At 59.2% G+C, this 19,496-nt stretch carries 19 protein-coding genes and 1 pseudogene; 13 read left to right on the top strand and 7 right to left on the bottom strand.

Going from position 1 to position 19,496, the window contains the following annotated elements:
- Positions 1 to 130: 130 nt before the first annotated feature.
- Both N018_RS06120 and N018_RS06115 read left to right on the top strand, forming a co-directional pair.
- The gene (locus N018_RS06120; protein ID WP_025389098.1) at positions 131 to 1,090 is read left to right on the top strand and encodes a nucleoside-specific channel-forming protein Tsx; all 960 of its coding nucleotides are present in this window, start codon (positions 131 to 133) and stop codon (positions 1,088 to 1,090) included.
- Between the two features lie 26 nt (positions 1,091 to 1,116).
- Positions 1,117 to 2,139, top strand: coding sequence for a purine-nucleoside phosphorylase (locus tag N018_RS06115; RefSeq protein WP_025389097.1), 1,023 nt, complete (start codon positions 1,117 to 1,119; stop codon positions 2,137 to 2,139).
- 66 nt (positions 2,140 to 2,205) lie between these two features.
- Here N018_RS06115 and N018_RS06110 read toward each other — a convergent pair whose 3' ends face one another.
- Complete coding sequence (locus N018_RS06110; RefSeq protein WP_025389096.1) at positions 2,206 to 2,964, bottom strand: hypothetical protein; 759 nt, start codon at positions 2,962 to 2,964, stop codon at positions 2,206 to 2,208.
- Positions 2,957 to 3,232: a DUF1145 domain-containing protein gene (locus N018_RS06105; protein WP_024646701.1), complete on the bottom strand. Its 276-nt coding sequence runs from the start codon at positions 3,230 to 3,232 to the stop codon at positions 2,957 to 2,959. The genes N018_RS06110 and N018_RS06105 overlap by 8 nt, the downstream gene beginning before the upstream one ends.
- A 217-nt stretch (positions 3,233 to 3,449) precedes the next feature.
- Here N018_RS06105 and N018_RS06100 point away from each other — a divergent pair, with 217 nt between their 5' ends.
- Together N018_RS06100 and N018_RS06095 are read left to right on the top strand one after the other, a co-directional pair.
- Entirely contained in the window at positions 3,450 to 3,947 is a 498-nt protein-coding gene (locus N018_RS06100; RefSeq protein WP_025389095.1) for a DUF6231 family protein, read from the top strand.
- A 3-nt stretch (positions 3,948 to 3,950) separates the two neighbouring features.
- On the top strand, positions 3,951 to 4,424 hold the full coding sequence (locus N018_RS06095; RefSeq protein ID WP_024646699.1) for a YchJ family protein: 474 nt from the start codon (positions 3,951 to 3,953) through the stop codon (positions 4,422 to 4,424).
- 141 nt (positions 4,425 to 4,565) lie between these two features.
- Here N018_RS06095 and N018_RS06090 read toward each other — a convergent pair.
- Positions 4,566 to 7,000 (bottom strand): annotated as a pseudogene (locus N018_RS06090) (TonB-dependent siderophore receptor).
- A gap of 111 nt (positions 7,001 to 7,111) precedes the next feature.
- Positions 7,112 to 7,675: a hypothetical protein gene (locus N018_RS06085; protein ID WP_025389094.1), complete on the bottom strand. Its 564-nt coding sequence runs from the start codon at positions 7,673 to 7,675 to the stop codon at positions 7,112 to 7,114.
- Positions 7,676 to 7,787: 112 nt separating this feature from the next.
- Here N018_RS06085 and N018_RS06080 point away from each other — a divergent pair, with 112 nt between their 5' ends.
- Positions 7,788 to 8,282: an LEA type 2 family protein gene (locus N018_RS06080; RefSeq protein ID WP_024646696.1), complete on the top strand. Its 495-nt coding sequence runs from the start codon at positions 7,788 to 7,790 to the stop codon at positions 8,280 to 8,282.
- Positions 8,283 to 8,293: 11 nt separating this feature from the next.
- Here the strand turns inward: N018_RS06080 and N018_RS06075 are convergent, their stop codons facing one another.
- From N018_RS06075 to N018_RS06065, 3 genes are all read right to left on the bottom strand, one after another.
- Complete coding sequence (locus N018_RS06075; RefSeq protein ID WP_025389093.1) at positions 8,294 to 8,620, bottom strand: hypothetical protein; 327 nt, start codon at positions 8,618 to 8,620, stop codon at positions 8,294 to 8,296.
- Between the two features lie 256 nt (positions 8,621 to 8,876).
- Positions 8,877 to 9,128 (bottom strand): DUF1654 domain-containing protein, encoded by a 252-nt coding sequence (locus tag N018_RS06070; RefSeq protein ID WP_025389092.1) that lies wholly within the window; start codon positions 9,126 to 9,128, stop codon positions 8,877 to 8,879.
- Positions 9,129 to 9,256: 128 nt separating this feature from the next.
- Positions 9,257 to 9,913 carry a LexA family protein gene (locus tag N018_RS06065; protein WP_025389091.1) on the bottom strand — a complete coding sequence of 219 codons (657 nt, stop codon included), beginning with the start codon at positions 9,911 to 9,913 and terminating at the stop codon, positions 9,257 to 9,259.
- Positions 9,914 to 10,086: 173 nt separating this feature from the next.
- Here N018_RS06065 and N018_RS26155 point away from each other — a divergent pair, with 173 nt between their 5' ends.
- The 8 genes from N018_RS26155 (at position 10,087) to N018_RS06025 (ending at position 19,496) form a co-directional block, all read left to right on the top strand.
- Positions 10,087 to 10,293: an SEC-C metal-binding domain-containing protein gene (locus N018_RS26155; RefSeq protein WP_002554826.1), complete on the top strand. Its 207-nt coding sequence runs from the start codon at positions 10,087 to 10,089 to the stop codon at positions 10,291 to 10,293.
- Between the two features lie 108 nt (positions 10,294 to 10,401).
- A complete protein-coding gene (locus N018_RS06055; protein ID WP_024646692.1) occupies positions 10,402 to 11,046 on the top strand; it encodes a glutathione binding-like protein in 645 nt (214 codons plus the stop codon).
- 170 nt (positions 11,047 to 11,216) lie between these two features.
- Positions 11,217 to 13,691, top strand: a complete 2,475-nt coding sequence (locus tag N018_RS06050; RefSeq protein ID WP_025389090.1) for a penicillin acylase family protein — start codon at positions 11,217 to 11,219, stop codon at positions 13,689 to 13,691.
- A gap of 415 nt (positions 13,692 to 14,106) precedes the next feature.
- Positions 14,107 to 15,153 (top strand): ligase-associated DNA damage response exonuclease, encoded by a 1,047-nt coding sequence (locus N018_RS06045; protein ID WP_025389089.1) that lies wholly within the window; start codon positions 14,107 to 14,109, stop codon positions 15,151 to 15,153.
- Positions 15,150 to 16,853 carry an ATP-dependent DNA ligase gene (locus N018_RS06040; protein ID WP_025389088.1) on the top strand — a complete coding sequence of 568 codons (1,704 nt, stop codon included), beginning with the start codon at positions 15,150 to 15,152 and terminating at the stop codon, positions 16,851 to 16,853. Before N018_RS06045 ends, N018_RS06040 begins: the two co-directional genes overlap by 4 nt.
- A gap of 344 nt (positions 16,854 to 17,197) precedes the next feature.
- The gene (locus N018_RS06035) at positions 17,198 to 17,980 is read left to right on the top strand and encodes a transporter substrate-binding domain-containing protein (protein ID WP_024643520.1); all 783 of its coding nucleotides are present in this window, start codon (positions 17,198 to 17,200) and stop codon (positions 17,978 to 17,980) included.
- An 80-nt stretch (positions 17,981 to 18,060) separates the two neighbouring features.
- A complete protein-coding gene (locus tag N018_RS06030) occupies positions 18,061 to 18,789 on the top strand; it encodes an ABC transporter permease (protein ID WP_024643519.1) in 729 nt (242 codons plus the stop codon).
- Positions 18,786 to 19,496, top strand: a complete 711-nt coding sequence (locus tag N018_RS06025; protein WP_025389087.1) for an ABC transporter permease — start codon at positions 18,786 to 18,788, stop codon at positions 19,494 to 19,496. The genes N018_RS06030 and N018_RS06025 overlap by 4 nt, the downstream gene beginning before the upstream one ends.

The raw sequence follows: 19,496 nt of genomic DNA, 5'->3' as shown, positions 1-19,496 counted from the left end.
TGCGCAGTTTCCTGCCTGCCTGGTCATCTTCCTCACCTTATATCCATGGCTTTCAACAGGTTGAAGCGCTTTGGCATGAGCTGTGCAAACGTTTGCGATCAGCAGTACGCGACCACAAAAAGGAATTTCAATGCCCAAGCAGCTATCCGTCCAGCCCGCAGCATCCTGCAAAACACTGATTCCTCTGCTGCTCGCCGCAGCTGCAGCATTACCGTGTATGACGGCGCAGGCTCAGCCCACTGCGACCGAAGACTCGGCGCAAGGTGAAGCGCTCAGCCCGCCCGCCTCGCCCAAGGAAGTAAAAGGCGCGTATTTCTCAGACTGGTTCAATCAGGACCTGACCCTGATCGGCAGCAAGGACATCAGCTTCGGCCCCAAGCCGAACGATGACATCTACCTGGAGTACGAGTACTTCGGCCGCAAGGGGCCGTTTGAACTGTACGGCTACGTCGACGTGCCGAAGATCCTCGGCATCGGCAATGATAATGACAAGGGCGTCTGGGACCATGGCTCGCCGCTGTTCATGGAACACGAGCCGCGCATCTCCATCGATTATCTCGCTGGCCGCAGCCTGGCCGTGGGACCGTTCAAGGAATGGTACGTCGCCTTCGACTGGATCTACGACCACGGCAGCAACTCTGCCAACCGTGCCAACACCTTGTACAGCGGCCTGGGCACCGACATCGACACCCACTCGCGGGTCAATCTGTCGGCCAACTTCTACGGTCGCTATCAGTGGGAAAACTACGGCGCCAGCAACGAGTACTCATGGGATGGTTATCGGGCGCAGCTCAAGTACATCGTGCCGATCAGCACGTTCGACAATGGCGCGTCGCTGACCTACATCGGCTTCACCAACTTTGATTTCGGTTCGGACCTCAAGAACGATCCGGCGCGCACCGGCAATTCCACGGTTGCCACCAACGTGTTGCTGTATGCCTTCACGCACCTGCGTTTCACGCTGGTAGGCCGTTATTTCCACAACGGTGGCAACTGGGAGGACGGCAGCGAGCTGAACTTCGGTGAAGGCAATTTCCGCGCACGTTCCGACGGCTGGGGTTACTACGCAGGCGTGGGTTATCAGTTCTGATCATGATATTGACTACAGGAGTTTTCATGAAGCACATCACTCGCAATGCACTCTGCGCCACACTGGCACTGCTCAGCCCCGGTATCTGGGCCGCCGCCGCACCGGTCACGCCCAAGGTCATATTGGTCGCCATGTTTGCGCCTGAAGCGCAGAACTGGATTGATCGTCTGCACCTGACCAGGGAAATTCAGGTGCCAGGCCTGGCAGCCGAATACCCGGCCATCCGCTGCAACGAGCAGGACGTGTGCCTGATGGTCACCGGCATGGGCCAGACCAATGCCGCCGCCTCGACCCTCGCACTGGCGTTGTCGCCGCAATTCGATCTGCGCAAGACCTACTTCATCGTCGCCGGTATCGCCGGGATCAACCCGCATCACGGCAGCCTCGGCACCACCGCCTGGGCGCATTATCTGGTGGAGTTCGGCACCCAGTGGGAAATCGATTCCCGCGACGTACCCAAGGATTGGCCGACCGGTTATCTGGGCATCAACACCAAAGGTCCGAACGAGAAGCCGCCGCTGGACTACAAGACCGAAGTCTTCGAGCTAAACCCAAAGCTTCAGGCCAAAGCGTTCGCCCTGTCACAAAAAGTGGCGCTCAGCGAGAGCAAGGAGTCAGCTGCATGGCGCGTCAAATACCCTTACGCCCCGGCCAATCAGCCGCCGCAGGTCACTCAATGTGACACCGTGGCCGGCAATACGTGGTTTTCCGGAACGCGCTTGAGCGAACGGGCGGAAGTCTGGACCAAGCTGCTGACTGACGGCAAAGGCGTCTATTGCACTACCCAGCAGGAGGACAACTCCACGTATGAAGCCCTGCTGCGGGCCAGCAAGGCGGGCAAGGTCGATGTGAACCGTCTGGCCGTGGTGCGCGCCGGTTCCGACTTCGATCGTCCGTACCCTGGCTACAGCGAGGTCGATAACCTGCTCAAGTACGCCGATCAGGGCGCATTCGTGCCGGCACTGGAGAACCTGTACCGCACCGGCAACCCTCTGGTGCAAGCGATAGTCAGCGACTGGAAGAACTGGGAGAAAGGCGTACCGCAGTAAAAACGTGACGTTGTGACGACTGTCCGGAACAGGGCCTTGCGCCCGATCCGGACAGTGTCTTGAGGCTTACAGGCGTTGCAGAATCAACGCGCCCGCAGGACCGGCAACACCCGGCTGGCCAGGCTCGCCCTCTTTACCGGCCTTGCCGCCATCAGCGCGGTACACGAAACAGCCTTTGGACAGTCCGCCTTTACCGGCCTTGCCACCCTCGCCGCCTTTGCCGGCCGCACCGCCGGCAACGTTCACCTTGATGCGATCAGTCGGGAAACTCTGCGGCAACTCCAGGCGCACCTGAGCGCCCGCCGCGCCGTCCCGGCCGGTGCTGCCATTTTGACCATCGTAGCCATGTCCAGCCTGCCCCCAGATACAGCCCGGTTGTTCGCCGTAGCCGCCATCCAGGCCGACATAACCCGGGCTGCCTGCGCCGCCGCGTGCGTCGATCGATAATTCTTCCGCGTTGAGGTTTTGCAGGCGCACGGTCAGGTTGCGACCAGGCAGCGCCGGCTTCTCGAACGTGCCCGGTGCGCCACGCGCCGTGATCTGGCTGCCGGTGCCGAACTCACCGTGCGTCACGATCATATTGAAGGCCTGCACGCCAGGAACGATGGCAATACGCGCTTCGTGTCCCAATACCAGCTCACCGATTTTCACGTCGTCGATATTGGCCGGGATCAACAAGGTGCCGTAATCGGACACTTCAAGGCGATCCAGTTGCAGGACGCTGCTGTTGCCGGGCAGGCGCATCAGCGAGTGCGGCGCGACAATAATTGCCTGTGCCATGGCCAAAGGGCTGAACAGTGCCGCCAGCAGAACGAGATTACGCATGAGAGTGCCCCGAAGCCGAACGGCTGATGGATTGCAGATGGAAGATGCCGAACAGGATGATTTTGCCCCGGTCGCGCCACGGATGCCGACGACCGCGCAGGCTGCCGTTGAACAGAATCAGTTCCAGCAGATGAGTCAGCAGCAGGACTGCGCCCGCCATGTCGATCATCACGCCGAACGGGCTGGGCGCTTCAATCAGCGCATTGGCCAGCACCACCAGCCAGAAGCCCAGCACCAAGATCTTTCCCAGCCCCCAAAACACCTTCATCGCCTGCCCCTTGTCATGATCTGTTCCGAAAGCGAAGTCTGCGCATGCTTTTCGTCGCCGCACAGTAGACGTGCTGTTCAGCGAATATGCCAGCAGTGAATTGAAAAAGATAAAGCATAGATCGTTATCCTTAATAAGAGGTTGTCAACGCGCAGGCTGGCGGCTGTTCAGAGCCGGCTCGGCAGGCTAGTCTTGCCAGTCAACCAGAGGACTTTCGATGACCGTCGGCTATTCCACCCGCACACCTCAGCAAGCGCTGGCTGCCCTGCTCGATCTTTATGCACCCGAACGCCTGCTGGTAATCGGGGCGCACGCCTTTCCTGCGTTGCAAGCCTTCCAGGACGCACATCCACACACCACTGTGGCGCTGGCGGAACCCGGTACGCTGCCTGCGCATCTGGCCGCGCAACGCTTCGATCTGGCATTGGTGGTCGACTGCCTGGAACACATCCCCAAGCGCATTGGGCTTGAGTTGCTGGGCGGTATCCGCAACCTGAACGCCAGCCGCATCGCGGTCCTGGCCGATTTGCAGGCTTGCGACTGGCAGGAGACTGACTTCTTCTCGCTGGCCCTGCAATCCAGCGAACGCTTTGCCCGCGACGAACAGGTGATGAATCTGTTCACCTACGATTTGCGCGAATACAAACAGGTGCCCGACTGGCTGAACGCGAAGTACTGGGCCAACCCGGAGAATTTTGGAAAATACTGGTGGTGAATCATGAGTAGTGCTATTTGCCCGTGCGGCAACGGCGATCTGTTGTTGGCCTGCTGCGGCCGCTATCACGCTGGCCAGCCTGCGCCGTGCGCGGAAAAGCTGATGCGCTCGCGTTACAGCGCTTATGTGCTGGGGCTGACCGATTATCTGGTGCAGACCACGCTGCCGGTGCAGCAAAGCGCACTGGACCGTGAAGCCATCGCCCAGTGGAGTGCGCAAAGCACCTGGCTGGGGCTGGAGGTGGAAAGCGCGGAGGTGTTCGGCGGCAAGCCTGAGCATGCGTTTGTGACCTTCACTGCTCGTTGGCACGATGGCAACGGCGAACACAGCCACAAGGAGCGCTCGTCGTTCGTGCAGAATCAGGGCCGCTGGTATTTCATCGACTCCACCGTTCCGCTGAAAGCCAGCCGCAACGATGCGTGCCCGTGTGGCAGTGAGCAGAAATTCAAGAAGTGTTGCTCCGGGTATGTAGTTTGACTGAGTCCCAACCCAGAACCGCACTGCCCAACTCAACATCGGACGCAGAGCGTCCAGAACAGCATACGACGCGGAGCGACTTACGATAGTCGGGACTCTCGTTCCTCACGCTTCAGCAGTCAGGTCGGCGTAATGCCGCGATCAGAACTCCAGCTGTGCCGAGAAAGCGACGGTGCGCGGGTCGCCCAGGTAGCTGCTGTTGAGCCAGTATTCCTTGTTGCCCAGGTTGCTGACGTTGACTCGCAAGGTCAGATCGTTTTCTGAAACGCGCATGCGGTAGCGGGCCCCGGCGTCAAAGGTGGTGAACGACGGCAGGTCGTTTTCGTTGCTCTGGTCGGTGTATTGCTTGCCGGTATAGAACGCACCGCCGGTCATGGCCAGGCCTGGCACCTGGTTGATGTCGTATTCGGCATAGACCTTGGCCAGTTGTTTGGCGACGTTGGTCGGCACATTGCCTTCATCTGCCGCGACGCCGGTTTTCTTGATCTTCGGGTCCAGCAAGGTGAAGCCGCCGACCAGAGTCAGTTCCGGAATGACCTTGCCGGTAACGCTGAACTCCAGCCCGTTGTTTTCCTGACGCCCGTCAACCACGTAAACGTTGCCGCCCGTGGTGTAGCCGTTCGGCTTCTCGATGTTGAACAGCGCGAGGGTAAACAGCGTTTCGCCCACAGTGGCCTTGGCACCGATTTCGTATTGCTCGCTGACTTCAGGCGCAAAGGCCTGACCGGCATTGGCCGTACCGCTTGGCGCGATGCCTCCCGATTGCAGACCTTCTATATAAGTCGCATAGGTGGTCAGCCACGGCAGTGGCTTGTAGACCAGCGAGAGGTTCGGCGAGGTTTTGCTCTCGTTGTAGGTGGTCTCGGTTTCCGCCGAGCCGAACGCTCTGGCGTAGACGAACTCGTTGGCGTAGGTCTTGATCTGCGTGTTGGTCACACCAAGGATCGCCGACCACTGCTCATTGAAAGTAATGACGTCACCGATCAGGAAGTTGTTGCTCTCGGTGCTATTGGCCAGACGCTGATCGCCGTGGCCAATCGAGTACGAGGGCTTGCCGACCTGAGGCGTCTGATCCAGCGGGATCGTGCCCACAGGCGAGGTGTATTGCGGACCAGGCTGATCAGGCGTGTACGGGATGTGGTCCTCGTACTGTTTCTGGCGCGAGGTGTTGCCCTGATAGCCCATCGTGACTTTATGGCCGAGGAAGCCGGTATCGAACGCAGCATCCAGAAACAGCGAGCCGGTCTTTTCCTCGGTTTCGATCGGGGCGAACGCGTACAGCGGCTGCGAGTAGAGACCTGCACTGGAAACCGTGGGGCCGGTGTAGGTGTTTTCCGAGGTGTACTGCTGGGCGGCAAAGGCCGCGCGCAAGGTGAAGGTGTCGTTCAAGCGCCACTTGGCACGTACGCCCGCCTTGTCAGACTCATAATCGGAGAACGACCACTTCTGGCTATAGAGTTTGTCGTTGTCCAGCGACGCAGCACTGGGGCGCAACGATTGGTCATTGAAATACCAGTAGCTGGTCAGGCCGCGTATTTCGGTCTTCTTGTGCGACGCGTCGAACTGCACCAGCAGGTCATCGGACACGTTCCAGTCCAGTGCCAGGGAAATCATCTCGCGACGACGCTTGTTCAGGTCGATAGCAGTTTCGCCATCCTGGGTCAGCACATTGAGGCGATAGGCGAATGTACCTTCACTGTCGATCGGTCCGCCGAAGTCGCCATGCAGGTAGTAATTCTCGCCACCGGCATTGCCCAGGGTCACGCTGCTGTAACGCTCGTAGGTCGGTCGCTTGATCACATAGTTGACCAGCCCGCCCGGCGACGCAGGGCCGTACAGAAAGCCGGTCAGGCCGGTAATTATTTCCAGCTGTTCCATTTCTTCCAGATAATTGCTGCCGTCAGCCCCGTTGGAGAAACGCAGGCCATCGTTGGCAATGTTCAGACTGCCCGCGCTGCTGAACCCACGAATATTGACGGCGCTCGCATAACCGGCACTGGTCGGCGAATACATCTGGGTGAACGGATTGTGCTTGATCACGTCGTCCAGCGAAGTGGCCTGGATGTTTTTCAGTAAGGCCTGAGGCGTCACGCTGATGGAATACGGCGCGTCCTGAAGCTTCATGCCACCCAGCGCACCGACACTGCTGATGTTCTCGCTGCGATAACCCGCCGCTTCCGAACCTTCGGCGGGGGCGCTGCTGGCGTTGATGTTGACGTCGGACAGGTTCAACGCGCCCTGCTCCATGGCCATCAGGGTGTAGGTCCCGGCGCTGCTTTGCGTCAGTTGCAATCCACTGCCACGCAGCGCCTCGCGCAATGCTGTCGCCGCGTCGAAATTCCCTTTCACGGGCGCGCTTGTCTTGCCAGCGGCCAGCGCCGGATCGAGGCTTAGCGCAAGGCCGCCCTGGCTGGCGATCTGATTCAGCGTAGTTGCCAGCGGTGCAGCGGGCAGACGTAGGCAACCACACCAGCCTGTTGCGCAGCCATCAGCAACGGGCTGACCAGAGGCGAGCAAAAGGCAATGGTCATGGCCAACAGACTGGGGCGCAGCAAGGTGTCTAACGAGCGGGACATCGGGCAACTCCTGATGGAATATTTCTCAATGCCTGTTAGCCGAGTGAACCGTAAAAAGTAACAGGGCTGATTGAAAATAATTCCGTTTCAGGTTTCGGATGTCGCGGGCGTTTATTCGGGGATGACGCGCAAACGCGAGGTATCAGGCGCCGCCTGCGCCGCAGGCTTTTCGGCCTGGCCCATATCGCTGCCCACCGGTGCCAGGCTCAATCGGGAGAGGTCCAGTGCCGGCGCAACCGGCTGAGGCTGTGCAGGCACCAGGTCAGCACCCGCTTCGGCGACCGAATAATCCGGGGCATCGACGTCCACGAAGGCTGCCATGTAAACATCGCGTGGCTTGATCTGCAGACGGGCCTGGCTCTGCGCAGACTTGCGCACCCAGGTCGGTGCGTCAGGCGGCGGCGCCAGCTCGACCTCTTCCATGTGCGGCGGCTCGTCCGGTTCGGTAAGCATTTCCACAACGTGAACCCGCGCACCCGCCCGTTCCAGAGTGGCGCGGTATTTCTCGGCAGTCGCCGCGTCGAGATTATTTTTGAGGACCAGTCGACGTCCGGAGAACAACAATTCAAGGCGCTCGGCATCCGCCTGGAACAGCTTGCCGAGGTTGGCCCTGACCTTCTCGGGCTGGGCTCCAGCGACCAGTTCGGCGCTGAAGACGATTTCGTAGAGATTCATGGAGACACCATTGGTACGTCAATAAAAGTATGGCGTAGCGTCAGACCGCGCAACAAGCGCGTTACCCGTGGCCGTCGAGTTGTTAGACTCGGACTTCAAACGGAGCACATCCATGTCTTTTCAGGCGCACATTACAAGATTCATAAGCCTTGCGTTGGTCATGTTGGGGCTGAGCGGATGCTCGTTACTGAACTTTGACAGCGTTCAGGACCCGGAAGTGCACCTGCTGAAAGTCGAGGTGATCAAGGCCCGGCTGACGCATCAGGATTTCAAACTGTATTTCGAAGTCGATAATCCCAATGACTCACGACTGCTGGTGCGCGGCCTGAATTACAAAATCATGCTGAATGAGGAAATGCTGGCCGAGGGCACATCCAGCGACTGGTTTTTTGTCGACGGCGACAGTCGGAAAACCCTGCTGATATCCGTCCGGACCAACCTGTGGCAGCACGCCAGATACATCGCCAAACTGCTGAAGAAGCCTGATCAGACCATCCATTACCAGCTTGAGGGCAAGCTCAAGACTGGCATTCTGTTTCACCACAATGTGCGCATCCTGCGTTCTGGCGATGTGGTTCCAGGCGACCTGATCAAAGACCGCCGGTAACCGGATCATGCTCAGCCCAGCCTGCCTTTGATCAGCTCCATCAGAAACTTCCAGACGTCTGCTGCCCATAACGCCCGATTGACTGCGCTGATCAGCGCGCCACCAAACGAGCCCAACAGAAAGCCAACACCGGTGATGTTACGAGGCTCGGCAACGCCCAGGTAAACACTGGCAATGCCGGTGAGGAACACTGCGCAGGCCACGCCTGTGACGAGAAAAACCATCCAGGCGCGCCAGTCGGGCAGCGCCGTCTTGTGCCACCAGCCAGAGATGATCGCGCCAACCAGGCCGGCCACCAACCATTCGCCTCTGTCTGCCAAACCGTTCAAGAGATCCATCAGCCTGACTCCGTCCAAGAGATAACAGCCGTTCGAACACAGAAAAACTCAGGTACTTAACGTCTGCCGGAAAATCGGCAGGGAGAGAGGAATGGAAGTCATCCGGTCTGACACATGGGCCGCCATGCCCTTGTCGCATCCTTGCGTTGCTGCAATTAAATGTCGATCGAAATACTAAACAAGGAAGCTTAATTTAAGCATACTTAAAAATATAATCAAGCGACTGATTCATCCGGTCGTCGGTCATCCGCAATGCTCAGTTATCGATGTAGCGTTGCCAGCCAATCCGGATGGACCCGTCCTGCTGGCGGTCGACCTGAATTCCGTCGGTTTCTCCGATTTCCCGGAGCACCCTGTCCCAGCTGTCCAGCGGCTCGTCATCCTTGCGCGTGACGATGACCCACTGAATTTTCTGCACGTCCGGGGCCGAGACCAGCCGTTGAATACGTCTGCCGATCAACTCGTAGGAAGAGGTCGTGCTCGACGTAGAATCTGGGTGGTAAGCCATGATGACCTCCGAGGCTTTACTGTATATAAATACAGTATTACAGGCGCAGAATTCCGGCAAGCAGATCGTATGACGTTTCGCAGTGCCGGCAATCGATAGAAGCTCTAAAAACGCCTGTAGCTCAAGGCTTACAGCCTGGCCGTCATCCTTACCGCGACACCGATAATGCGACAGTCGGCGCCGCACTCGATCATTTTGTACGCCGGGTTAAGCGGCTTCAGATAACGGGTGCCACCATCCTCGACCAGCTTCTTGAACGTCGCCTCATTGCTGGCGGGCAGCTTGGCAATGACCAGTTTGCCAGGCTGAACATCCGCTTCGGTGTCCACAAGAATCAGCATCCCCTCAGGCACGCTGACGCCGGTGGGCGCGGTCATCGAGTCGCCCTTGACCTCAAGCCAGAATGCCGGACCTTTGGAGTCGTAGTCGGAGATTTCATAGCGGTCCGAGAACCCATCGGGATAAGGCTGCACAGCCTCCTCCCACGACCCGGCGGATACCCAACTGATCACCGGATAGCGAAAGGACATTTCCGGCTGATCGATCAAGGCAACGTTGGCGTCGAACTCTAGAGCCTTCTCGGGCCCTTCACCAATGGCCAGCCACTCGGCTCGAAAGCCGGTGGCCCTGGCCAGCGCGTAGAGATTCTCAGGTCGCAGGCTCTTGCTCTCGCCGCTTATCCACTGGGTAACCGCCGAGTTGGCGACCCCGCATTGCGCGGCGATTTCGCCCTTCTTCTTGCCGCTGGCGGCGATGGCCTTGGCAATACGTTCGTGTCTGGTCATAGGGCTCGCTCGGCGCTGCAGGAAATATAGGGACGCTGAAAACGCCCGGCTAAAACTAAGCATACTTAAAAAAACCGCTGAACGCAAAAAACAACGCACTGTTACTGCTTGACGATGATTTGCGGGATAATGCGCGCCAGATTGATTACAGATTTCACTGTGGAGTACACCCGATGAACCAGCAAGCCCATGTTCATGGCCCCGATTGCAACCACGATCACGACCATGATCATCATGACCACCAGCACGGCCATGTCCACGGTCCGAACTGCGGTCACGCCCACCAGGAGCCGGTGCGCAATACCCTGAAGGACGTGGGTCGCAACGATCCCTGCCCATGCGGCAGCGACAAGAAATTCAAGAAATGCCACGGCGCGTGATGCGCTGAGCGTTCTGCCAACGGCCTGCCTTGCAGGCCGTTTTCATTTGTACGGGCTGCTCAAGGAAGCGTAAAACAGTGGCTTGCGATCACCCACATGGAGCGCCCAATGATCGACCTTCACTACTGGACCACGCCCAACGGCCACAAAATCACCCTGTTTCTGGAAGAAAGCGGCCTGCCGTACACGATCTTTCCGGTCAACATTGGCAACAATGATCAGTTCAAACCCGAATTCCTGAAGATATCCCCCAACAACCGCATTCCGGCCATTGTCGATCACCAGCCGGCCGATGGCGGCGCACCTCTGAGCCTGTTCGAGTCAGGCGCTATCCTGCTGTATCTGGCGGAAAAGACCGGCCGGTTCATCCCGCAGGATCTGCGCGGGCGTCAGGAAGTGTCGCAATGGCTGTTCTGGCAGATGGGCGGCCTGGGGCCGATGGCGGGTCAGAACCATCACTTCAACCGATTCGCCAAAGAAAAGATTCCTTATGCCATCGAGCGCTACGTCAATGAAACGGCGCGTTTGTACGGCGTGCTGAACAAGCGCCTGGCGGATCGTGAATTCGTCGCGGGCAATGAATACAGCATCGCCGACATGGCGATCTATCCGTGGATCGTGCCACACACCTATCAGCAGCAGGACCTGAACGACTTCCCCCACCTCAAGCGCTGGTTCGACAGCATCGCCAGCCGCGACGCGACTAAACGTGCGTATGCGCTGGCTGACAAGATCAATCCGCCGAAGGCTTGAGCCGCTGCGCGGTAATGCCGCCTCTCTTGCCAGTGCTCAGCATTGGCATGCAGGGGTGTCTGGCCTACTTGTGAAAAATCCTGAAATAAACTGGTCCTTGCCGCTTGCGTGCTGCCTGACGGCTCTCTAACGTAGCGGCTTTTGTACGTTACCCCTCCAGGAGCTTGCCCATGGCCTCGCCAGCCCTTCTTCATTTTCTCCCCCGATTCGGCGCTGCCGCCGCTGCGGCGAGTTTCCTGAGCCTTGCCGGCTGCCAGTTGGGCAGCAGCGATCCCGATACCGTGCTGCCTGTTTCCGGGACCTTTCCGGTCAAAGGGCTGGCACAGAATGTCTCGGTACGGCGCAACACCATGGGCATGCCGCTGATTGAAAGCAGCAGTTACCATGACGCGCTGTTTACGTTGGGTTATGTGCACGCAGGTGATCGCCTGAGCCAGATGCTCGGCATGCGCCTGCTGGCGCAGGGCCGTCTGTCGGAAATGGCCGGGGCTGATGCGTTGGAAGTCGACCGCCTGATGCGCTCGGTCAACCTCAAGCAGAACGCCAGTGACTTGTACAACGCAGCTTCGCCTCGCCTCAAACGCTTCTTCGATGTCTACGCACGTGGCGTCAATGCTTACCTGTTTCGCTACCGCGACAAGCTGCCAGCCGACATCGCCAACTCCGGTTACAAGCCTGAATACTGGAAGCCGGAGGACTCGGCGCTGATTTTCAGCCTGCTCAACTTCAGCCTGTCGGTGAATCTGCAAGAAGAACTGTCATCGCTGGTACTGGCGCAGAAAGTCGGGGCTGACAAGCTCGCCTGGCTGCTGCCGACCTACCCTGACGAAGAGCTGCCGTTCGCCGAAGCCGACAAGCTCAAAGGCCTGAATCTGAACAATCAGGTGACCGGCCTGAATGACCTGAACAGGGTCGCCTTGCAGCTCTCGGACCTGAACATGCTCGGTGTCGCCGCCTCCAGCAACTGGGCCATCGCGCCGCAACGCAGCCGCAACGGCAAGAGCCTGTTGGCCAGCGACATGCAGTTGCCGGCCGGCCTCAATTCGGCCTGGAGCTTTGTGCAGATCCGCGCACCGAAATATCAGGTGTCTGGTGTATCCATCGCCGGCCTGCCACTGGTCCTGAGTGGTTTCAACGGCAAGCTGGCGTGGAGCATGAGCAACGTCAAAGGCGACAACCAGGACCTGTTCCTGGAGAAGATCAAGCGCGAAGGCAACCGTGTGTCTTATATGGCTGACGGCAAATGGGTGCCTGCGACCGCGCATCAGGAAACCTTTCTGGTCAAAGGCGGCAGTCCGCTTCGCGAAACCGTGTACGAAACCCGTCATGGCGCGCTGCTCAATGCCAGCGCGACGCCGCCCGGCAACGGGTTGAGCCTGGCGCTGCAAGTGCCGAGCTTCAAGGACGACAAGAGCCTGGATGCATTTTTCGACCTGTCGCGCGCGCCCAACGTCGAAAAAGCGTTCGATACCAGCCGCGAGATTCGTGCGATCACCCTGAACATGGTGTTCGCCGATGCGTCGAACATTGGCTGGCAGGTGACCGGTCGCTTCCCCAACCGCCGTGAAGGCCAGGGCCTGCTGCCTTCGCCGGGCTGGGAAGGCAAGTATGACTGGGACGGTTTTGCCGACTCGATGCTCCATCCCTACGATCAGGACCCGCGTCAGGGCTGGCTCGCAGCAGCTAACCAGCGCACGATTCCGAAAGGCTACGGTATGCAGCTTTCCAATTCGTGGGGCTACCCGGAGCGTGCCGAGCGAATTGCCGAGCTGGCCAATGGCGGCAAGCAGGACCTGCGCAGCACTATCGCCATGCAGTACGACCAGACCACGACGTTTGCGGCCAAACTCAAGACCATGTTCCAGGCGCCGGGCATGAGCAAGCCGCTCAAGCAGGCTATTGATGCATTGCCGGAAGCCGATCGCAACAAGGCCCGCGAGGCATTCACTCGCCTGATGGCGTTCGATGGCAAGCTCAGTGCCGGTTCGGCTGACGCCGCTCTTTATGAGCTGTTCTTGCAGGAAAGCGCCAAACAGATTTTCCTCGATGAACTGGGCCCGGAAACCAGCCTAGCCTGGCAGGCACTGGTGGCCAACGCCAGCTCATCGTATTCGCCGCAGGCCGACCACCTGCTGGGCCGTGATGACAGCCCTTACTGGGATGACATCAAAACGCCGCAGAAAGAAGACAAGCCAGCCATTCTGGCGCGCAGCCTGGCGGCCGCGATCACCAGCGGCGACAGCCTGCTGGGCAGCGATCACAAAGCCTGGCAGTGGGGCAAACTGCATCGCGACAACTGGGTCTCGGCCAATCCGTTGGCCAGGCAACTGGGTGGTGGCGACTTCAACCGCAGCGCTACACCTGCCGGAGGCGATCACACCACGCTGAACGTATCGGGCTTTGAGTGGGGCAAAGGCTTCGACGCACGTATGGCGCCCGGCCTGCGCATGATCGTAGACTTCAGCCTGGTTGAACCCATGACCGGCATGATCAGCACCGGCCAGTCCGGCAACCCGGCCAGCCCGTATTACGCCAACAGCATCGAGGCATGGCAGAAAGCGCAATACACGTCGATCCCGGTGCAACAGCAGAACTACGAAAAAGGCTACGGCAAACAACGTCTGACGCTGACGCCGGGCAAGTAATACTGTTCTGCGATGTCAGTGATATTTGCCTCAGGCTCAGGTCACCTTTGCGCCCTTACGGCGCCCTACTTTGAGGGACCAAAGTAGGCAAAGTCCCGGCTCCGTTTCCGGCCCGACTTCGTCGGGTTCCTTCGCCCTGACCCTGATCCGGGGGTCGCCGCAACGGGCCATCCATGGCCCGGTGCGGCTAGCCTGGCGTCCTGCCAGGCTACCCCCGGATCAGCGCCAGGGCTCAGCCGTCACTTACGTCGCACTCTGCGTCGTCAGTGCCATCGCGATAAAAAAGCGCTTTTATGCACGATCGCGTTCTCCAAGACACCTATCGCGACTCACCTCAGCAGTGCTCACGCAAACTCCCCGAACTTCCCGCCCCGCCTCGGCTCATAGCTAACAAGCCCATCCATACGGTTGCACCATGGATCTTGTCGTTGCTCGTCCTGAAGGATTGTATTGCCCGCCCGGGGATTTTTATATTGATCCGTGGCGCTCGGTGGAGCGGGCGGTCATCACTCATGCGCATGGCGATCACGCCCGCACCGGCAATCAGCATTACCTGTCAACCGCCAGTGGCGAAGGCATTCTGCGCTCGCGTCTGGGGCAGGACATCAATCTGCAAACCCTGGAATATGGCGAAACCATTACCCATCATGGCGTGAAGCTGAGTCTGCACCCAGCCGGGCATGTACTGGGTTCAGCGCAAGTGCGGCTGGAATACCAGGGCGAAGTCTGGGTGGCTTCCGGAGACTACAAAGTCGAACCGGACGGCACCTGTGCGCCATTCGAACCGGTGCGCTGCCACACGTTTATCACCGAATCGACCTTCGGCCTGCCGATCTATCGCTGGGCACCGCAATCGCAGATTTTCGAAGGCATCAACCAGTGGTGGCGCGGCAATGCTGCGCAGGGCAAGGCCAGCGTGCTGTTTGCCTATTCCTTCGGCAAGGCGCAACGCATTCTGCACGGGATCGACTCGCAGATCGGGCCGATTCTGGTCCATGGCGCAGTCGAGCCCTTGAACCGTGTCTATCGCGAAGGTGGTATCCGCATCCCGGAAACCCACTACGCGGGCGACTTCAAGAAAACTGACCCGGCCCTGCGTCAGGCACTGATCCTCGCCCCGCCCTCGGCCGGTGGCAGCAGCTGGATGAAGCGCTTTGGCGAATACAGCGATGCGTTTGCCAGCGGCTGGATGATGTTGCGCGGCACACGGCGGCGGCGCGGTGTGGATCGCGGCTTCGTACTTTCCGATCATGCCGACTGGCCAGGCCTGTTATGGGCCATCGAGCAGACCGGCGCCGAGCGCGTCATGGTCACCCATGGCTCGGTCGGCATACTGGTGCGCTATCTGTGCGAACTGGGGCTGGACGCGCAGGGCTTCAGTACCGAATACGGCGATGAAGAGGACAGCAACCCGGCCACCGCTGAACCTGAAACAGCGAGTGCCAGCGAGGCGCAGCCATGAAAGCCTTCGCCGAGCTGTACGCGCAACTGGATGCCACCACCTCCAGCAACGCCAAACTGGCCGCCATGCGCGACTACTTCGAGAACGCCGCGCCGGAAGATGCAGCGTGGGCAGTGTACTTTCTGTCGGGTGGCCGTCCACGCCAACTGGTCCCCACCCGCGTCCTGCGCGAGCAGGCCATGACACTGGCCAGCCTGCCGGAGTGGCTGTTCGAAGAAAGCTATCAGGCGGTCGGCGACCTCGCCGAAACGCTCTCGCTGTTACTGCCTCAGGCAGATCACAGCAACGACGAAGGCCTGGCCACCTGGATGGAAGACAAGCTGTTGCCACTGCGCGGCCTGCCACCTGAAGAACTGGCCGAGCGTCTGCCGCTGTTCTGGTCGCAACTGGACCGCAGCAGCCTGATGGTCTGTATCAAGTTGATCACCGGAAGCTTCCGCGTTGGCGTATCCAAACTGCTGGTTACCCGTGCCCTGGCAGCGCTGGCCGACATCGACAGCAAGCGTGTCGCCCAACGGCTGGTCGGCTATACCGACCTGTCGCATCGGCCCAGCGCAGAGCGTTATCTGAAGCTGATCGCGCCTGAATCGGAAGACGAGCACGCGCAACGTGGCGGCCAGCCCTACCCGTTCTTTCTTGCGCATTCCTTGCAACAGCCCGTCGACCAGTTCGAAACGCTGCTGGGCGCTGCCGAAAACTGGCAGGTGGAATGGAAGTGGGATGGCATTCGTGCGCAGTTAGTCAAACGTGACGGCAGGTTGTGGATCTGGTCGCGGGGTGAGGAACTGGTGACTGACCGTTTTCCGGAACTGCACAGCCTGGTGAAATGCCTGCCGGACGGCACCGTTATCGACGGCGAAATCGTGGTCTGGAAAGCACCCGAGGCAAGCCCTGACAGCGACGCAGAGTTCGCCTTGAACAGCGACGCGCCACAGGCTGCGCCGTCGGTGCAACCGTTCGCCCTGCTGCAACAACGCATTGGCCGCAAAACCCTGGGCAAAAAAATCCTGACCGACGTACCTGTGGTGGTGCTGGCCTATGACCTGCTGGAGTGGCAGGGCGATGACTGGCGCAGCCGACCGCAACACGAGCGTCGCACCCAACTGGAAGGCCTGATCGAAAGCTGCCAGAGCGAGGTGCTGATGCCCTCCCCGGTGCTCAAGGGCAAGGACTGGCTGGACTTGGCCACCCAGCGCGAAGCCTCTCGCAGCCTGGGTGTCGAGGGCATGATGCTCAAGGCCCGCGACTCCTTATATGGCGTCGGGCGCACCAAGGACATGGGCGTGTGGTGGAAATGGAAGATCGACCCGTTCAGTGTCGATGCCGTGCTGATCTATGCGCAACGCGGTCATGGGCGACGTGCCAGCCTTTATAGCGATTACACCTTTGCCGTCTGGGACGGCCCGCCGGAAGCAAGCGAGCGCACACTGGTGCCATTCGCCAAGGCCTACTCGGGGCTGACCGACGAAGAGATGCGCAAAGTCGACGCTATCGTTCGCAAGACCACCGTCGAAAAATTCGGACCGGTGAGCAGCGTGACGCCGACGCTGGTATTTGAACTGGGTTTTGAAGGCATCGCGCTGTCCAAACGCCACAAAAGCGGCATTGCCGTGCGCTTCCCGCGCATGCTGCGCTGGCGTCAGGACAAGCCGGTTGCGGAAGCGGACAGTCTGGTGACGTTACAAGACCTGCTCAACTGAAGCACCAAAAAAGCGCACAGCAAATTCCGCGCACCTTTTTGAAACACTGTGAGATGAATCGACTTGCCTGCTCGTAGGAAACTTCACACGTTCGTTACTATTCTGCCGTTCCGCCTCACCAGAACAGACGTCTGCCTTAAGGCCAGGCAGTCAACACCCGTCCGTTAAACGCGCCGAGCAGGCAGATTGCCAGCGGTTTATACGAAATAGCGACAACGCCTTACATTTCAAACGCACGTTCATCCGTATGGTTCGGAAATTGCTAACCTTAGCCAGTCTGGCACTCGCCGGTAGCAAGCCTCGCGTGTTCCCAACGCCCCATTTAAGGTTTTAAGGACTGAACAATGAAAAAAGCATGGCTGACTCTTTCTGCACTGGCTCTGTGCATCGCCGCCGGTAACACCATGGCCAAGGAATACAAAGAACTGCGCTTTGGCGTCGACCCATCCTATGCGCCGTTCGAATCCAAAGCCGCTGATGGCAGCCTGGTCGGCTTCGATATCGATCTGGGCAATGCGATCTGCAAAGAGCTGAAAGTCACCTGCAAATGGGTCGAAAGCGACTTCGACGGCATGATTCCCGGCCTCAAGGCGCGTAAATTCGATGGCGTGATTTCCTCGATGACCGTGACCCCGGCGCGCGAGAAAGTCATCGATTTCTCCAATGAACTGTTCTCCGGCCCGACCTCGCTGGTGTTCAAGAAAGGCGCCGCCTTCACTGCCGACCCGGCCAGCCTGAAGGGCAAGACCGTGGGCTATGAGCAGGGCACCATTCAGGAAGCCTACGCCAAAGCCGTGCTGGACAAGGCAGGCGTGACCACCAAGGCCTACGCCAACCAGGATCAGGTATACGCCGACCTGACGTCCGGCCGTCTGGACGCCTCGATCCAGGACATGCTGCAAGCCGAACTGGGCTTTCTGAAGTCGCCAGCCGGTGCTGATTATGAAGTCAGCAAACCGGTCGACAGCGAGTTGCTGCCTGCTAAGACAGCCATCGGTATCGCCAAGGGCAACAAAGAGCTGAAGGCGCTGCTGGATAAAGGCATCAAGGCGATGCACGATGACGGCACCTACGCCGAAATCCAGAAAAAGCACTTCGGTGACCTGAACCTGTACAGCGGCAAATAACACCCCGACGCCCATCGATTCCGGCGATGATTCGCCGCCCGGTTGATGGGCGTTTCTGTTTGTAGACGCAAGGCCTATCCATGTTCGATGCACTCCTGCAAAACCTGGGACTCTCGGCGCTCAGCCTGAAGGGCTTTGGCCCGCTGTTGCTGGAAGGCACCTGGATGACCGTCAAACTGGCTGTACTGTCGCTCGCGCTGAGCATTCTGCTCGGGCTGATCGGGGCCACTGCCAAACTGTCGAGTTCAGCGCTGCTGCGCATACCGGCACAAATTTATACAACACTGATCCGCGGTGTACCGGATCTGGTGTTGATGCTGCTGATTTTCTACAGCCTGCAAACCTGGCTGACCATGCTCACCGATGCCATGGACTGGGAATACATCGAGATCAACCCGTTCGGCGCAGGTGTCATCACTCTGGGCTTCATTTATGGGGCCTATTTCACCGAGACGTTCCGTGGCGCGATTCTGTCCGTGCCTCGTGGCCAGGTAGAAGCGGCGACGGCGTACGGCTTGAAGCGTGGCCAGCGATTCCGCTATGTGGTGTTCCCGCAAATGATGCGTTACGCCCTGCCGGGCATCGGCAACAACTGGCAAGTCCTGCTCAAAGCCACCGCGCTGGTGTCGATCATTGGCCTGGCCGATCTGGTCAAGGCCTCGCAGGACGCGGGTAAAAGCACCTACCAGCTGTTTTACTTTCTGGTGCTGGCGGCGTTGATCTATCTGCTGATCACCAGCGCCTCGAACTTCGCCCTGCGCTGGGCTGAACGGCATTACGCCGCAGGCAGTCGGGAGGCGCAGCGATGATCGAGTTGTTACAGGAATACTGGAAACCCTTCCTTTATACAGACGGCGTGAATATCACCGGTCTGGCCATGACCCTGTGGCTGCTCAGCGCCTCGATTGCCATCGGTTTCTGCGTGTCCATTCCGCTGTCCATCGCTCGCGTGTCGAACAATCGTTGGGTGCGCTGGCCGGTGCAGTTCTACACCTACCTGTTTCGCGGCACGCCACTCTATATACAGCTGCTGATCTGCTACACCGGCATTTACAGTCTCGCTGCGGTGCGTGAGCAACCGGTACTGGATGCGTTCTTTCGTGATGCGATGAACTGCACAATCCTGGCCTTCGCCCTGAACACGTGCGCGTACACCACGGAAATCTTCGCCGGTGCGATTCGCAGCATGGCCCATGGAGAAGTCGAAGCCGCCAAGGCTTATGGGCTGAACGGCTGGAAGCTCTACGCCTACGTGATCATGCCATCGGCGCTGCGTCGCTCGCTGCCGTATTACAGCAACGAAGTGATCCTGATGCTGCATTCGACCACCGTCGCGTTCACCGCCACGGTGCCGGACATTCTCAAAGTAGCTCGGGACGCCAACTCCGCAACCTTCATGACCTTCCAGTCGTTCGGCATCGCTGCCGTCATGTACCTGACCGTGACCTTTATTCTGGTTGGACTGTTTCGTCTGGCAGAACGGCGCTGGCTGGCCTTTCTCGGACCGGCCCGCTGA

The organism is Pseudomonas syringae CC1557 (genome assembly GCF_000452705.1).
Taxonomy (GTDB): Bacteria; Pseudomonadota; Gammaproteobacteria; order Pseudomonadales; family Pseudomonadaceae; genus Aquipseudomonas; species Aquipseudomonas syringae_F.
The sequence above is the reverse complement of the archived record's forward strand: the minus strand, read 5'-3'. Positions and strand labels throughout refer to the sequence as shown.

Excerpts from the sequence above, each read along its gene's own strand:
- N018_RS06120 (WP_025389098.1), top strand. The coding sequence starts at position 131 with ATGCCCAAGCAGCTATCCGTCCAGCCCGCAGCATCCTGCAAAACACTG.
- N018_RS06115 (WP_025389097.1), top strand. The coding sequence starts at position 1,117 with ATGAAGCACATCACTCGCAATGCACTCTGCGCCACACTGGCACTGCTC.
- N018_RS06110 (WP_025389096.1), bottom strand. The coding sequence starts at position 2,964 with ATGCGTAATCTCGTTCTGCTGGCGGCACTGTTCAGCCCTTTGGCCATG.
- N018_RS06105 (WP_024646701.1), bottom strand. The coding sequence starts at position 3,232 with ATGAAGGTGTTTTGGGGGCTGGGAAAGATCTTGGTGCTGGGCTTCTGG.
- N018_RS06100 (WP_025389095.1), top strand. The coding sequence starts at position 3,450 with ATGACCGTCGGCTATTCCACCCGCACACCTCAGCAAGCGCTGGCTGCC.
- N018_RS06095 (WP_024646699.1), top strand. The coding sequence starts at position 3,951 with ATGAGTAGTGCTATTTGCCCGTGCGGCAACGGCGATCTGTTGTTGGCC.
- N018_RS06085 (WP_025389094.1), bottom strand. The coding sequence starts at position 7,675 with ATGAATCTCTACGAAATCGTCTTCAGCGCCGAACTGGTCGCTGGAGCC.
- N018_RS06080 (WP_024646696.1), top strand. The coding sequence starts at position 7,788 with ATGTCTTTTCAGGCGCACATTACAAGATTCATAAGCCTTGCGTTGGTC.
- N018_RS06075 (WP_025389093.1), bottom strand. The coding sequence starts at position 8,620 with ATGGATCTCTTGAACGGTTTGGCAGACAGAGGCGAATGGTTGGTGGCC.
- N018_RS06070 (WP_025389092.1), bottom strand. The coding sequence starts at position 9,128 with ATGGCTTACCACCCAGATTCTACGTCGAGCACGACCTCTTCCTACGAG.
- N018_RS06065 (WP_025389091.1), bottom strand. The coding sequence starts at position 9,913 with ATGACCAGACACGAACGTATTGCCAAGGCCATCGCCGCCAGCGGCAAG.
- N018_RS26155 (WP_002554826.1), top strand. The coding sequence starts at position 10,087 with ATGAACCAGCAAGCCCATGTTCATGGCCCCGATTGCAACCACGATCAC.
- N018_RS06055 (WP_024646692.1), top strand. The coding sequence starts at position 10,402 with ATGATCGACCTTCACTACTGGACCACGCCCAACGGCCACAAAATCACC.
- N018_RS06050 (WP_025389090.1), top strand. The coding sequence starts at position 11,217 with ATGGCCTCGCCAGCCCTTCTTCATTTTCTCCCCCGATTCGGCGCTGCC.
- N018_RS06045 (WP_025389089.1), top strand. The coding sequence starts at position 14,107 with ATGGATCTTGTCGTTGCTCGTCCTGAAGGATTGTATTGCCCGCCCGGG.
- N018_RS06040 (WP_025389088.1), top strand. The coding sequence starts at position 15,150 with ATGAAAGCCTTCGCCGAGCTGTACGCGCAACTGGATGCCACCACCTCC.
- N018_RS06035 (WP_024643520.1), top strand. The coding sequence starts at position 17,198 with ATGAAAAAAGCATGGCTGACTCTTTCTGCACTGGCTCTGTGCATCGCC.
- N018_RS06030 (WP_024643519.1), top strand. The coding sequence starts at position 18,061 with ATGTTCGATGCACTCCTGCAAAACCTGGGACTCTCGGCGCTCAGCCTG.
- N018_RS06025 (WP_025389087.1), top strand. The coding sequence starts at position 18,786 with ATGATCGAGTTGTTACAGGAATACTGGAAACCCTTCCTTTATACAGAC.